The organism is Neobacillus vireti, assembly GCF_001026695.1.
Taxonomy (GTDB): Bacteria; Bacillota; Bacilli; order Bacillales; family Cytobacillaceae; genus Neobacillus; species Neobacillus vireti.
Genome location: NZ_LDNB01000012.1, coordinates 285,248 through 299,405, shown reverse-complemented (window position 1 = coordinate 299,405; position 14,158 = coordinate 285,248). Strand labels below are relative to the sequence as shown.

Annotated in this window: 12 protein-coding genes; 5 read left to right on the top strand and 7 right to left on the bottom strand. The window is 42.2% G+C overall.

Annotation, left to right across the window (positions count from 1 at the left end; all coding sequences use genetic code 11):
- Positions 1–14 precede the first annotated feature (14 nt).
- The 3 genes from AA980_RS14435 to AA980_RS14425 form a co-directional block, all read right to left on the bottom strand.
- Entirely contained in the window at positions 15–1,274 is a 1,260-nt protein-coding gene (locus AA980_RS14435; protein ID WP_024030433.1) for a Y-family DNA polymerase, read from the bottom strand.
- Between the two features lie 145 nt (positions 1,275–1,419).
- Positions 1,420–2,217: an SDR family NAD(P)-dependent oxidoreductase gene (locus AA980_RS14430; protein WP_024030434.1), complete on the bottom strand. Its 798-nt coding sequence runs from the start codon at positions 2,215–2,217 to the stop codon at positions 1,420–1,422.
- Between the two features lie 33 nt (positions 2,218–2,250).
- Complete coding sequence (locus AA980_RS14425; protein WP_024030435.1) at positions 2,251–3,213, bottom strand: MBL fold metallo-hydrolase; 963 nt, start codon at positions 3,211–3,213, stop codon at positions 2,251–2,253.
- A gap of 505 nt (positions 3,214–3,718) precedes the next feature.
- On the opposite strand from AA980_RS14425, the gene proC reads away from it, so the two are divergent.
- Both proC and AA980_RS14415 read left to right on the top strand, forming a co-directional pair.
- Entirely contained in the window at positions 3,719–4,561 is an 843-nt protein-coding gene (proC, locus tag AA980_RS14420; RefSeq protein ID WP_024030436.1) for a pyrroline-5-carboxylate reductase, read from the top strand.
- A 75-nt stretch (positions 4,562–4,636) separates the two neighbouring features.
- Positions 4,637–5,785, top strand: a complete 1,149-nt coding sequence (locus AA980_RS14415) for a glycosyltransferase (protein ID WP_024030437.1) — start codon at positions 4,637–4,639, stop codon at positions 5,783–5,785.
- 459 nt (positions 5,786–6,244) lie between these two features.
- On the opposite strand, the gene ytaF is transcribed toward AA980_RS14415, so the two are convergent.
- Positions 6,245–6,877 carry a sporulation membrane protein YtaF gene (gene ytaF / locus AA980_RS14410; protein ID WP_024030438.1) on the bottom strand — a complete coding sequence of 211 codons (633 nt, stop codon included), beginning with the start codon at positions 6,875–6,877 and terminating at the stop codon, positions 6,245–6,247.
- A gap of 120 nt (positions 6,878–6,997) precedes the next feature.
- Here ytaF and AA980_RS14405 point away from each other — a divergent pair, with 120 nt between their 5' ends.
- Both AA980_RS14405 and namA read left to right on the top strand, forming a co-directional pair.
- Positions 6,998–7,660 carry a helix-turn-helix domain-containing protein gene (locus tag AA980_RS14405; protein WP_024030439.1) on the top strand — a complete coding sequence of 221 codons (663 nt, stop codon included), beginning with the start codon at positions 6,998–7,000 and terminating at the stop codon, positions 7,658–7,660.
- 223 nt (positions 7,661–7,883) lie between these two features.
- On the top strand, positions 7,884–8,903 hold the full coding sequence (gene namA / locus AA980_RS14400) for an NADPH dehydrogenase NamA (protein WP_024030440.1): 1,020 nt from the start codon (positions 7,884–7,886) through the stop codon (positions 8,901–8,903).
- 42 nt (positions 8,904–8,945) lie between these two features.
- Here namA and rnz read toward each other — a convergent pair whose 3' ends face one another.
- Positions 8,946–9,872, bottom strand: coding sequence for a ribonuclease Z (rnz, locus tag AA980_RS14395; RefSeq protein ID WP_024030441.1), 927 nt, complete (start codon positions 9,870–9,872; stop codon positions 8,946–8,948).
- 225 nt (positions 9,873–10,097) lie between these two features.
- Here rnz and zwf point away from each other — a divergent pair, with 225 nt between their 5' ends.
- Positions 10,098–11,564, top strand: coding sequence for a glucose-6-phosphate dehydrogenase (zwf, locus tag AA980_RS14390; protein WP_034724871.1), 1,467 nt, complete (start codon positions 10,098–10,100; stop codon positions 11,562–11,564).
- 44 nt (positions 11,565–11,608) lie between these two features.
- On the opposite strand, the gene AA980_RS14385 is transcribed toward zwf, so the two are convergent.
- Both AA980_RS14385 and AA980_RS14380 read right to left on the bottom strand, forming a co-directional pair.
- A complete protein-coding gene (locus tag AA980_RS14385) occupies positions 11,609–12,886 on the bottom strand; it encodes a DNA polymerase IV (RefSeq protein ID WP_024030443.1) in 1,278 nt (425 codons plus the stop codon).
- 85 nt (positions 12,887–12,971) lie between these two features.
- Positions 12,972–14,087 carry a tripeptidase T gene (locus AA980_RS14380; RefSeq protein WP_047771695.1) on the bottom strand — a complete coding sequence of 372 codons (1,116 nt, stop codon included), beginning with the start codon at positions 14,085–14,087 and terminating at the stop codon, positions 12,972–12,974.
- Positions 14,088–14,158: the final 71 nt, after the last annotated feature.

Below are 14,158 nucleotides of genomic sequence, written 5' to 3'. Positions count from 1 at the left end.
ACGTTCTGCCTCCCTTATCTTTTATGTCCGCCAACGAGTGTTGCCCGGTGCTTAGCCGTTCCTGCAGCGGTATAAGATACAGCGCGCAGCAGGGAACCTGAGCCAAAACGCTTGCGGACGGAATCAACCACATAGCCAAGCTCCCTTCTCTTATAGGCACCAATATCAAACAAATCGAGCTGAAGCTCGCGGTCGTCGACAATATTACTGACGGCAATCGAAATCTGCCGGACTGTCTTTCCTGTATAATGCTCATGGAACAATTCAAGGCAGACGCGGTAAAGCTCCATTGTCACATTTGTTGGCTGCTGGATGGATCTGGAGCGATGAAAACCGCCGCCAAATTCATCTTGGCTGTAGCCGACCCCGAGACTAATCGTTCTCCCAGCCTTTCGATGTGTCCGTGCTCTTCGGGCGACCTCTTCACACATTTCTAAAATAACCGCCTTAATTTCTTCTTCCTTTTTATAATCCCTTAACAGAATTTGACTTTTTCCAAAGCTGATTTGCCCTTGGATGATTGGTGCCCCCAAATCGGAGAGGTCCACGCCCCAAGCATGATGATAAAGCTGGTTTCCCATGATGCCGAATTTTTTCTCCAGCTTTTCTAAATCATAGCGGGCCAGCTGACCAACCGTGAAAATACCCATCCCGTTTAAGGTTTTTTCAACACGTCTGCCGATTCCCCACATTTCCCGAAGCGGCGACACGTTCCAAAGCTTTGTCTGCACATCTTCGTACGTCCACTCTTCCACTCCTTTTTTCTTAGCATCGAGGTCAAGGCAAAGCTTCGAAAGTAACATATTAGGGCCAATTCCAACCGCGCACGGGAGCTGAAATTCCCGCTCAATATCATCCTTAATTTTTCGAGCAATCGTATGGGCATCCCCCCACAAATGAATCGCACCATCCACTTTAATAAAGCTTTCGTCGACGCTATAAACATGAATAGCTTCTTTTGGCACATAGCGGTTAAATACACGAGAAATTTCGGTTGCAATCCGTAAATACGTTGCCATTTTCGGCTCGACAACTTGAATCCTTGGGTCATTGGGAATCTCAAATAGCCGCGAGCCGGTTTTGATACCAAATTCTTTTTTTAGCCGCGGTGAAGCGGCAAGTACGACGCTTCCCTGCCGCTCCTTGTTACCGGCAACTGCTAAATAGCAATTCAAAGGGTCGAGGCCTTCCATGACAGCGGAACAGCTTGCATAAAAGCTCTTCATATCCACGCATAAAATTTTGTTTTTCGGTAACATATTGTAATCGACCATGACTTTTCACCCACAAAGTTTAAAATCGAACATTCGTTCTTTATTATTATATACATATCTTAAGCGAATATTCGTTCGTATTCAATAGGAATTTATTGACATCTTCCCAATAAAAAAAGCTGCCGTGGCAAGGCAGCTTTTCCATTTATTTAGAATTAAGCATTCGTTTCCCTATCCGCTCAAACAGCCGTGGAAACAGAACGTAAACAACGCTCCCCATATTCATCCAGCGCGGCAAATTGATTTCCCGCGTTTTCGTCAGCATGCTATCGACAATCTTCCGTGCGACAAATTCAGGCTGGAGCATGTACCGCTGCACATTTTTTACATAAGTGCCTTGTTCATCAGCAATGGAAAAAAAATTAGTGGCAATTGGCCCTGGGTTCACGGATGTCACTTGCACATTGAAATCAGCAAGCTCCATTCGCAGCGAATTTGTGTAACCAAGTACGGCATGCTTCGTGGCAGAATAAACACTCGATTTCGGCGTAGCAATTTTCCCTGCCTGGGAAGCAATATTAATAATATGACCAAAGCGCCGTGCGCGCATCTTAGGCAAGACCATACTTGTACATGCCATCAAACCAACAACGTTCACTTCAAACATCCCTTTGATTTCGTCGATTGAAGCTTCATGGGCTTCATGGAATACCCCAAAGCCGGCATTATTCACCAGGATATCAATGTCCCCGATAGTATCAAAAATCCGCTGATAAACTGCCTCAACTTGATTCGTATCAGACACATCAAGCTGAAAAACATCCACATTGACATGATGCTTTTGTTGCAAGTCGGACTGAAGCTGCTCCAGCTTGTCGATGCTCCGTGCAAGCAAAACAAGATTAGCTCCGCGTGCCGCACAAAGCTTGGCAATTTCCGCACCTATTCCACCGGATGCGCCGGTAATTACAATATTCTTAGCTTTTAAACGGTCCTTAACCATATGAACACCCCATCTAAGTCGGCCCCGTTCTCCTTAATGCTTAGCATAATAAAGCACGGGCTGACTATCCTTACTGCTAATTTCCCCGATAGACGCTAAATAGTCAAGCTGCGCCACTGTTTCTGAAATCGTTAACAACGGTTCTCGTTGATAGACAGACGGAAATAGGCGTTTGCAAATCTCAAAGACGGTGAGTTGCTCTTCTTTCAGCCAATTATTGACCTTCATTGCCCGTTCATGCTGGTGCAAAAGTCTTAGTTCTATCAGTTCTTTTAACCGAAAAACCTCCTTGCCATGTCCTGTATAGACGAGCTGAATCGGGTACGACAACAGCTTCTTCATTGAATCATTATGCTGCAGCTGCGGCTTCGGCCTTTCTTGTTCGCCAGGTGCCGGCGGCTCGAGTAATGGATTGGGTGAAATATGGGCTAAGATTAAGTCTCCGCCAATCAAAATTCCATCCTTCTCGCGGAAAAGGGCAATTTGACTTTGAGCGTGGCCCGGTGTTTCAATTATCTGCCACTCACTTAGCCCAAGAGGGGGCATTCCCTCAACAAGATGTCCTGTCAACGATCGGTTACAGGAATACTTCAGTGTGTTTCGTAACTTAGAAAGGAACGGGAAATATTCCGAAGGCAGGCCAAACTCCCGAAACTGCTCATTGAAAAAAGCTTCTTGTTCCCGGAAGAAGGCTTCCGTGGGATGGATCCAGCGTTCATTCAGCGGATGACCATACACCTCCAATGAATCTGGGAAAAAATCGAGCATTCCGGCATGGTCAGGGTGATGGTGAGTAAGGACCACTTGCTCGATATCGTTTGGGCTTAAATCTAATTCAGCAAGCTGCTCGGTAAGTGCGTTCCAGGACTCTTCCGTTTTCACGCCTGCATCAACAAGTGTTAACCGTTCTCCTTTAATTAAATAGGCATTTACATCCCCAACAGGAAAAGGTGTCGGTAAGGTAATCTTAGCTATTCCGTCTTTCCATTCTGCCATTCAAAAAACTCCTAACATTATTGTTGTATAAAGAATACCTGTAAACAATTTTTGCCAATAACTATATAAATTAAAGTGTAACGATTTTTTCACCAATTGTCATTATTCCTGCATAACTTTTTAGAAAAAGGGGAAAATTCATACTATTTATTACTTGACAGACAAGCTGTTTTTCAAGCATAATCACAATTAAAATTTAATCCGTTAAAGCGATGAATAAGACTAGTAAATGAGAAATGGCGAAAGAGAGTGAAGTTCGACGGCTGAAAGACTTCACCGCCCTCTTAATCATTGAACCTACCTTAGGAGCACTTAGGAAAACCTAACGCAATCCCACGTTATCGGGAGTCGAGTGAACCCAGATTATTTTTTTCAAAAAAATCCGGGTAAATGAAGGTGGTACCGCGGAAGCTAGACCTTTCGTCCTTTATGGATGAAGGGTCTTTTTGTATTTATAAAGAAAAGTACAGGTCTCAAGACAGTGAGAGAAAAAGGAGGATTTTTCATGAAAAAGATTGCGATTGTGGGTGCGGGTTCGATGGCGGAAGCATTCATTTCAGGGATTCTTGAAAATGGTTTAATCGACCGAAACAATATTTGGGTAACAAACCATTCAAATGAAAAGAGGTTGGCGGAACTTAAAGAACGTTATGGCATTCGCAGCACCTATGATATAAAGTTACTTTTTCAAGATGCTGATGTTGTTATGCTGGCAATGAAACCAAAGGACGCAGATTCAGCCATCGAAATGATTTGCGAGTACCTGACCGAGCAAATGCTAGTCATTTCCGTATTAGCAGGTGTTTCTATGAATACCATTGAAACCCTAGCAAGAAAGTCACTCTCGATTGCAAGGGCAATGCCTAATACCTCGGCTGCGGTCGGAAAATCGGCGACTGCCATTGCCGTAAATGGCCGCATCACCAATCATCAGTTGGAAACAACGAAGCAGCTCTTTGGAACCGTAGGATTAGCAAGGTTTGTAGAGGAAGGGCAGCTAGATGCCGTAACTGGACTATCCGGGAGCGGACCTGCCTATATTTATTATCTTATCGAAGCAATGGAAAATAGCGCGGCCGAGATTGGTCTAGAAAAGGAAATGGCGAAGGAACTCATTGTACAGACACTGATTGGAGCAGCAGAAATGGTGAGAAACTCCTCCAAATCATCTGAGCAATTACGTCTGGATGTAACGAGTCCAGGCGGAACCACTGAGGCCGGCATTCGAGTACTGGAGGAACATGGGGTGCAGCAAGCATTCATTTCTTGTATTCAAGCAGCTACGGCCCAATCGAAAAAGATGGGAAGCACCTTAGAAGCGCTGCTCAAGGTTGGAAAGTCCTCTTAAAAAGTGGTATGTTTGCCACCCTTTACCTTAAACTAAACATAAGCTATATAATTAAAGGAAAATAGGGCTGGGAAAATGGAAATTATTCTAATTGTTTTATTCACATTGGGTATTCTTGTCTGGCTCGTTTTTCTTTTAGATGCGCTAATTGGGTTACGGCATTTAGATGCTCTTGAGAAAGAGCCAGAACTCAAAACAGGGCCGTTATTATCGGTCATCGTGGCAGCGCGAAATGAAGAAAACCAAATCCGTGCAAGTGTCCATAGTCAGTTGAAGCAAACCTATCGACATATCGAATGGATCCTCGTCAATGACCGTTCCACCGATGACACCCGGAATTTAATGGACGAATTGCAAGGAGAAGACCGACGGATAAAAGTACTTCATATCAATGAATTACCTGAAGGCTGGCTAGGTAAGAATCACGCCTTGTATAAAGGAACACTTCAAGCTTCAGGCAAATGGCTATTATTTACGGATGCGGATGTGAGATTCAAAGAAGAAGCATTTGCGAAGGCGCTGCATTACTTTGAAAGACACGAGCTAGACCTTTTAACCGCAGCCCCCAATTTAAGCGCGAACCGTTTTTGGCTGAAATCGTTTGTTGCCTTTTTTCTTTTTGGATTTTCCTATTTTAAGCGTCCATGGATGGCAAACAATCCAAAATCAAAGATTGGAACTGGCATTGGCGCATTCAATCTTGTTTCCAAGGAGGCTTATGGATCCTTTGGCACGCACGAAAAAATAAAAATGAGACCGGATGATGACCTCCAGCTGGGAATGAAAATGAAAAAGGCAGGCTACCGTCAACGAATTGTCACAGCGCTCCAATTAATTGAGGTTGAATGGTACGGTAGTTTGAAAGAGGCATTTGTTGGGCTTGAAAAAAATACATTTGCTGGATTAAACTATCGAATTAGTATGGTGTTTTTTTCGATATTCGGGGTATTTGTTACGAATGTCCTTCCGTTTCTGACTATTTTTTGGGGGAACAAAACGATTGTCCTTCTAAGCATAGGGAATATTGTGACGAGCGGAATTCTTTACGTTGTCATCATTAAAAGGATGACGCTTTTCTCCCCTGCATTGTATCTTGTTTTACCCATCACTGCATTACTATTTATTTATTCAATTATCCGGGCTAGTTATCTGACGTTTAAACGCGGAGGAATTGTGTGGAGAGGCACGACATACTCGTTAAGGGAACTTAGAGAAAAAGAATAAAAAAAGTGGATTTGATTCATACAATCAGATCCACTTTCCCCTTATTGATAATTAATCAACACTTTATTGATACATTATCAATTTTTTATTAATTTTTTCAGATTCGTTGTCAAAATAGACACAGTTATTGTGGATTCTAATATAATATAAAAAACTGTCAATGAGTCTAAAATGGTTTAAAAGTTGAGCTCTCCTAAATGACTTGGAGAGCTTTTGAACTATGAACTGATTAAATAGACAAACGAAACGAAAAAGAAAAGGACATTTGATCATTATCCTAATTCAGGTTAATGATCAAATGTCCTTTTCTGATTTTGACTTATTATTTCCTTTTAGCATACTAGCTTTCTTTTTGTCGTATTATATAAAAAAGCATGTGAGTTTGTTCGTCAGTTTGTCTCTGCTCACCAAGACAACCGTTCTTTAAACTTCACAGCCCTATTTGACCAAACTCCTAATCTAGAAGAATGTGGTAAATGCTATTACTAAAATGAGCACGCCACTAATAATTGTTCCAAATTGACCGACAGTAAATGAACCAATTCGAACACTGGCTAATTTAGATCCTAAATTCACACCTGCCCAAACACTGACGATACTGCCAATTGCAGCTGTTAAAGAAATAGCAAGCGGTGAAAGCCCTAGTAAACCAGCACCTAGTCCATTCGTAAGCGCATTCGCGGATAATGCAATACCGAGAATAATCGCTTCCCCCCAACCAATTTCTCCAGACTTGTCGGTATCGGCTATCTCTGGATTTCTTAGGATACCTTTAATACTACTGGGCTGCTCTCCATCCTCATTTTTCACTTTTGAAGTACCTCTTTTGCGCGGCTTCGCCAATAGAATGATTCGAATACCGATAATAAATAATATGACTGCTCCGAAGATCACAGGGAGTATTCCGGGAAGAATCTTAGAAAGCCAAACTCCAAACGAAATTCCCGCCATACTCATGAGAAAGCAAATGATCCCAATCAAAATATTCGGGCCTAACCGAATGTGTATCTTTCGAATGCCATAAGAAATTCCTACCCCCAAATTATCTATACTTGATGAAACAGCAAAAGCCAAAATGATTAACCAAGCCAATGTCAACACTCCTTATTTTTTTTACATTGTATTGATTTCTTTGACTAATAGTGCATGTCTACTTCAACAATGTTGATAAAACGTCAACACTTAATGTAAAACCATAAAGGAGCGAGTGTGATGTCAACTAAAAGAGGCGAGGATCAAAACCTTGGACAATTAATAAAAACATTGTTAAAGGAACGTTCGCTTTCCATGCGAAAGCTTAGTACACTTACAGGTATTGATACAGCGACGATTTCACGAATAGCAAATAATAAACAACAGGCTAAGCCCTCACACCTGCAGCAGATTGCCCATCATTTAGGCGTTCCAGCAGCAAGATTGCTACTGGCTGCCGGGTACAATATTGATGTAAATGAACAAAACACTCCATCTGATATTTTTGATTCCATCGAGACAATACAGGAAATTCTTATCTCTTCCAACCTATTAGATGAACAATTCAAAATGGAGCAAATATATCAGGAATTGGCCAAATATGAACAATTTGCCCTTACAAAAGAAGGTGAGCAGAAGATTTTGGAGGAGTTTGAGACAAAGGTGGAACAAGTTAGGGGGGCAGGACCTTTTATTATTGAATTAAAAAAAATGTACCAGAGTTTCTGTGAAGAAACTAATTCGACAGAAAAGCGCACAATCCTTGGCAGTGTACTTTTATATTTTATTTTATCAACAGACATTATCCCCGATTACGTGTTTCCATTTGGATATTTGGACGATTGCTTAGCTGTTCAAATTGGTTTGGAACGACTTGAAAAATTGAATGGAAACAATGATTAGAGTAGCCGGATCGCCGATGCAATCATACTTAACCTAAACTGAGCCAATCAATCTTGTTTTGCAAAGTGTTGAGTTTTTGTCAATTTTATTAATATAAACAAACACTTTTTTCAACACCCATTCATAACATACATTCACTCTATACGGGTGATAATTTTTTCAAAAACCGGGAGCATTTGCTATACTTTGAATAGGTTAATATTTCGAACAGGAGGACTTGTTAATGACCACAAAATTATTTTCTCCCTTTACCATTAAGGGGGTCACGCTAAAAAACAGAATTGTCATGTCACCAATGTGTATGTATTCCAGCCATAACGAGGATGGGCACGTACAGAACTGGCACCATACTCATTACACATCGAGAGCAGTCGGTCAGGTTGGTCTCATTATTGTCGAAGCAACAGCGGTAACACCTCAGGGCAGGATTTCACCTCAGGATTTAGGCATCTGGAGTGATGACCATGTTGAAGGCTTTCAGGAGCTCGTTGGACTAATGAAAGAACATGGTGCTAAAACAGGGATTCAACTCGCCCATGCCGGCCGGAAAGCAGTCTTAGAAGGCGACATTATCGCCCCTTCTGCAATCGCCTTTAATGAAAAAATGAAAACGCCTAAGGAAATGACAACGGCAGATATTGCCGAAACGGTTGAAGCTTTTAAAAAAGGGGCTGAACGGGCAGCAAAAGCTGGTTTTGATGTGATTGAGATTCATGGTGCTCACGGATATTTAATTAACGAATTCCTCTCACCTCTTTCCAATAAAAGAAGCGATGAATACGGCGGATCCGCCGAAAACCGTTACCGCTTACTTCGCAAAGTAATTGATGCCGTCAAAACCGTTTGGAATGGGCCATTATTTGTAAGGGTTTCAGCTCATGATTATCATCAAGAAGGTTTAACCGCAGAAGATTACATAACTTTCGCCGAGTGGATGAAAGAGCAAAGCGTCGATTTAATTGATGTAAGCTCAGGGGCTGTGATCCCGGCACATATTCACGTCTATCCAGGTTATCAAGTTAAATATTCAGAGACGATTAAGAACGGCGCTGAGATTTTGACAGGTGCAGTGGGCTTGATTACTTCAGCGATTCAGGCTGAGGAAATTTTAGAAAATGACAGAGCGGATTTAGTCTTTTTAGCCCGTGAATTATTACGCGATCCATACTGGCCGCGAACAGCAGCTAAAGAGCTGGGCGTTACGATCGAAGCACCAAAACAATACGAGCGCGGCTGGAGTTAAAATGATTAAACGAAAGCACTCGCCAAGGTGAGTGCTTTTTTATTACTTTATTGGTGGAATAGTTATCTCTTTAAAGTCCTCCGCTATCTCCGTATTCGGAAATACTTCCTGCGCCTCTTCGGCCAATTCACGCCAATCGTTTCGGTCGTAGCGCGAGCTAATATGAGTTAGGCACAACTTTTTACTACCGGCACGTTTTGCTATGTCTGCAGCCTGATAGGTTGTCGAATGGAAGTAATCATGAGCAAGCTTCTCCTCCCCTTTCGAGAAGGTGGCTTCGTGTATCAAAAGATCAACACCTCGCGCCAACATTAACGCATTCTCGCAATACCGAGAATCGCCAAGAATCGCCACGACCCTTCCCTTTAAATCAGGTCCAACAAACTCACCTGGCTCAATTACCCGGCCATCCTCAAGTGTAACGGATTCACCATTTTTTATTTTTCGAAAAATTGGTCCCGGCTGAACCCCTGCCTCCTTTAGCTTATCTGCAAGTAATGTACCCGGTCTGTCCTTTTCGACTATCCGATAGCCATAAGAAGGAATTCCATGTTCAAGTAAACGGGCTTCAACCGTAAACTGCTCATCTTCAAAGATGACGCCCTCGTCAATTTCAATAACCGTTAACGGATATTTCAAATAAGTCTGACTCAAGGACAGACTAACATGAATATATTCTTTAATCCCCTTCGGACCATAAACCATTACCTCTGATTCTCCGCCTTGAAACGAACGGCTTGATAACAATCCAGGCAGTCCGTAAATATGATCGCCGTGCAGGTGGGTTATAAAGATTTTTTCAATCCGCCGTGGTTTGATCGATGTATGTAATATTTGATGCTGGGTAGCTTCACCGGCATCAAACAACCAAACAGCCCCCCGCTCCTCAAGTAATTTAAGGGCAATTGACGTCACATTGCGCAGCTTTGCCGGCATGCCTGCACCCGTTCCTAAGAAAAATATCTCCACAATCAAAACTCCTCTCTCTACCGTTCCTTTTTCCAATATCGATAATATAGCACAAACTTCTTTCGATTTCTCCTTATCCTTATTAATTTGTTACATGCAAATCAATATATTTGCGAAACCTAATCAAAACCGCTAAATTTAAGATGGATAAAGCACAAACTATATAAGCAACCAGGCTTTAGAAAAGAGGTTTCAAACGTGGAGCAAAATATGACTTCATTAATTATGATTTTTGGGGCAACTGGTGATTTAGCAAAACGCAAGCTGTTCCCTTCCCTTTATCGCTTATTTTCTCGGAATAAATTAGAGAAATTTGCCGTAATCGGTGTTGCAAGAAGGACCATTTCTACTGATGAATTCCAGCAATCTGTAAAGGACTCCGTTTTGTCCGCCTTAGGGAATAAGGACAATCTTGATGAATTTGTCTCCCACTTTTACTATCAATCACATGATGTAGCGGATTCAAACTCATATGTTTCATTACGGAAATTTGCTGATGAAATTGATGCGCATTATGACCTTGAAGGCAACCGGATCTTTTATCTGGCGATGGCACCAGAATTTTTTGGCCCAATTGCCCTTCATCTCAAATCAGATGGGCTGACAGATGTAAAAGGCTATAAACGTCTTGTCATTGAAAAACCGTTCGGCCATGATTTACCATCTGCCAAAGAATTAAATACGCAAATTAGAACGGCCTTTTCCGAGGAAGAAGTTTATCGAATCGATCACTATTTAGGAAAAGAAATGGTTCGAAACATTGAGGTCATCCGTTTCGCCAATGCTATTTTTGAACCACTCTGGAATAATCGCTACATCTCCAACATTCAAATTACCTCAAGTGAAACACTGGGCGTTGAAGAACGTGGACGATATTACGAAACGAGCGGGGCATTACGGGATATGCTGCAAAACCATATGATGCAAATGGTCGCGCTGCTGGCAATGGAGCCGCCAATTAAACTGACAACAGACGAAATCCGTTCAGAAAAAGTAAAAGTGTTTAGGGCATTAAGAACGATCGAGGGTGATGATGTAAATAACTATTTCGTTCGCGGTCAATATGGCGAGGGAACAATCGATGAAATGCCGGTTCCAAATTATCGTGATGAACCAATGGTGGACAAAGAATCGAATACCGAAACCTTTGTTGCCGGCAAAATCATGATTGATAATTTCCGCTGGGCCGGCGTTCCTTTTTATATTCGTACCGGAAAAAGAATGACGGCGAAATCGACAAAAATTGTTGTTCAATTTAAAGATATCCCGATGAATTTATATTATCAAACCGAAAAAATGCTAAACCCGAACCTTCTTGTGATTCATATTCAACCGGAGGAAGGAATTACCCTGCATCTTAATGCCAAGAAAGCGGGTGGTCACTTGGATGCACAAGAGGTGAAACTAAGCTTCGCTAATACGGGCGTTCATGCGATGAACACCCCAGAAGGCTATGAAAAACTACTTTACGACTGCATGCGCGGTGATGCCACCAATTTCACTCATTGGGATGAAGTGGCCTATTCTTGGGCATTTGTCGATAAAATCTCGGAAGTATGGGAAAAAACAAAAGCCACCTTTCCAAATTATGAGGCAGGGTCAATGGGTCCGATAGAAGCGGATGAACTGTTAGAAAAAGATGGCAGCTTCTGGTGGCCCGTGACAAATTTAGAAGTAGATATTTGTAAATGATGTCCAAAAAGCTCCACTTTGTTTAGTCGGCAAAATGGAGCTTTTTAGTCTTCTTCATTCTTTTTATTCTGGAAGCTGCGTAGAAAATCCTTGTTAAAACTTGTTCCTGTGCCTACATTATGTGAGGGATCAACTTTGTGAGACCCTGCCTTCTCAATAATATTTTTCCCATACTTTTCCCGCAGATTCGAAAGGGTTTTAAGCAGCGGCTCTTTTTTCGCATCCTTTTCATAGGAAAACAAATCTAATTGTTTGTACGCATGATCATGATCAACTAAATCATTCCCGGTAATCCCCAATAATCGAATGGACTCCCCATTCCAGGACTTTAGAAAAAGCTGTTTAGCAACCGCCGCAATATCTTCTTTGTGAAGAATAGGATTCGAAAGCTTCTTACTTCTTGTAATCGTCTTCCGATCTTTATACCGAATCGTAATGGCCAATGCAGATGCCAGGACATTCTTCCGCTTCAATCTCACTGAAACCGTTTCTGCCAATGAATCCAGTACCTGAAAAAGCTCTTGCTGATTGCTCACGTCCCTTGGCAGCGTCGTGGAGTTGCCAATACTCTTAAATTCCTCAATTGACTCCGGGTCAACTGGTCGAGAATCGATTCCATTTGCTCTTTCTTTTATTCGAATTCCGTTAATTCCAAGTAGCGTTTTAAGCTGTATTTCATTCCCTTTAGCTAAATCGCCAATTGTTTGAATGCCAATCGTTGTCAGCTTTTCTGCTGTCTTTTTGCCAACACCATGCATTTCGTTTGTGTTCAAAGGCCAAAGCACTTTCGGGATATCACGCTTACGCAGGATGGTAATCCCCATTGGCTTCTTCATATCTGAGGCCATTTTCGCTAAAAATTTATTGGGGGCGATGCCAATACTACATGGCAAATCGAGCTGTTCCATGACCCTTTTTTGAATACTTTCGGCGATTTCAATCGGACTGCCAAATTCGAAGCTTTCTGTAATATCCATGTAGCCTTCATCAATAGAAACAGGCTCAACAAGGGAAGTATATTGCCGCAAAATTTCAAACATGCCCATTGAAGCGGCACGGTACCGTTCAAAATTGGGCTTCCTCACAATTAATTGTGGGCAAAGTTTCTTTGCTTCCCACAGCGGCATCGTGGTTTTGACACCAAATTTCCTCGCTTCATAGCTGCAAGTGACAATAATGCCTCTGCGCTCCTCCACATTTCCCGCGATGGCTACCGGTTTTCCCTTCAGTGTCGGCTCATAGGCCATTTCAACTGAGGCATAGAAACTATTCATATCCACATGGAGAATCACTCGTCCGTTCTTCGGATACATTTCCTTCAAGCGAACACACATCCTTAAAACATTTATTCCCCTTTAGTATAGCAAAAAGGAGAACCAATGGCTCTCCTTCGTAAAATAATAGCAATTATTGATTTGTCACTTCGTCGATAATCGCGAGTGTCATTTCTGCAAGTTTATATAATTCTTCAAGCGGCATCCGTTCGTTTGTGGTGTGGATTTCTTCATAACCAACAGCGAGGTTCACAGTTGGGATGTTGAAGCCATTATATACGTTAGCGTCACTGCCGCCGCCGCTATGCTGCAGTTCACAGCTGCGGCCGATTTTGCCTGCTGCTTTGCGGGCAATTTCAACGACTTGGTCGCCTTCGCCGAATTTAAAGCCAGGATACATAATTTCAACTTCGGCATGGCCGCCCATTTCTGCAGCAACCGTTTCAAATGCTTCTTTCATTTTACCAACCTGTGCTTCCATTTTTTCAGGAATCAGCGAACGAGCTTCTGCTAAAATATCAACACGGTCACATACGATATTGGTTGCTTGCCCGCCTTCGAAACGGCCAATATTTGCCGTTGTTTCATGATCGATTCTTCCAAGCGGCATCCTCGCAATCGATTTAGCTGCAATCGTGATCGCAGACACGCCTTTTTCTGGTGCCACACCAGCATGCGCGGTTTTTCCGTAAATAACGGCCTTTACTTTTGCTTGCGTTGGGGCAGCGACAACTACGTTCCCAACTAAGCCATCGCTATCAAGCGCATAACCATACTTCGCTTTCAACAATGAAGGATCTATCGCTTTAGCACCAAGCAGACCGGATTCCTCGCCGACTGAAATCACAAATTGAATCAAGCCATGCGGAAGATTGTTTTCTTTTAGTAGACGGATGGTTTCTAGCATAACAGAAATACCAGTTTTATCATCAGCACCTAAGATAGTCGTTCCGTCCGTAACAACATAGCCATCTTTAATCGACGGCTTAACTCCTTTAGCAGGTGTAACAGTATCCATATGGCAGTTAAAATAAATCGGATCAACGCCATCTTTCGTTGCCGCAAGCGTGCAAACTAAGTTTCCTGCGCCATGACCAGTCACAGCCATTGTATCGTCTTCAAAAACATCGAGACCTAAATCAGTAAATTTTTGCTTTAATACCTTCGCAATCTCAGCCTCGTATTTTGTTTCTGAGTCAATCTGTACAAGCTCTAAAAATTCATTCAACAGACGTTCTTGATTCACCATTTTATTGACCCCTCCATGTTATGTACTCACTATTCCAGTATACCTCTTTCCCGTTGATATCATCAAATGAA

Bases quoted from the DNA above. Each gene is read 5' to 3' on its own strand.
- AA980_RS14430 (WP_024030434.1), bottom strand. From the start codon at position 2,217: ATGGTTAAGGACCGTTTAAAAGCTAAGAATATTGTAATTACCGGCGCA.
- AA980_RS14415 (WP_024030437.1), top strand. From the start codon at position 4,637: ATGGAAATTATTCTAATTGTTTTATTCACATTGGGTATTCTTGTCTGG.
- AA980_RS14380 (WP_047771695.1), bottom strand. From the start codon at position 14,087: ATGGTGAATCAAGAACGTCTGTTGAATGAATTTTTAGAGCTTGTACAG.
- AA980_RS14435 (WP_024030433.1), bottom strand. From the start codon at position 1,274: ATGGTCGATTACAATATGTTACCGAAAAACAAAATTTTATGCGTGGAT.
- namA (WP_024030440.1), top strand. From the start codon at position 7,884: ATGACCACAAAATTATTTTCTCCCTTTACCATTAAGGGGGTCACGCTA.
- zwf (WP_034724871.1), top strand. From the start codon at position 10,098: ATGATTTTTGGGGCAACTGGTGATTTAGCAAAACGCAAGCTGTTCCCT.
- AA980_RS14405 (WP_024030439.1), top strand. From the start codon at position 6,998: ATGTCAACTAAAAGAGGCGAGGATCAAAACCTTGGACAATTAATAAAA.
- proC (WP_024030436.1), top strand. From the start codon at position 3,719: ATGAAAAAGATTGCGATTGTGGGTGCGGGTTCGATGGCGGAAGCATTC.
- AA980_RS14425 (WP_024030435.1), bottom strand. From the start codon at position 3,213: ATGGCAGAATGGAAAGACGGAATAGCTAAGATTACCTTACCGACACCT.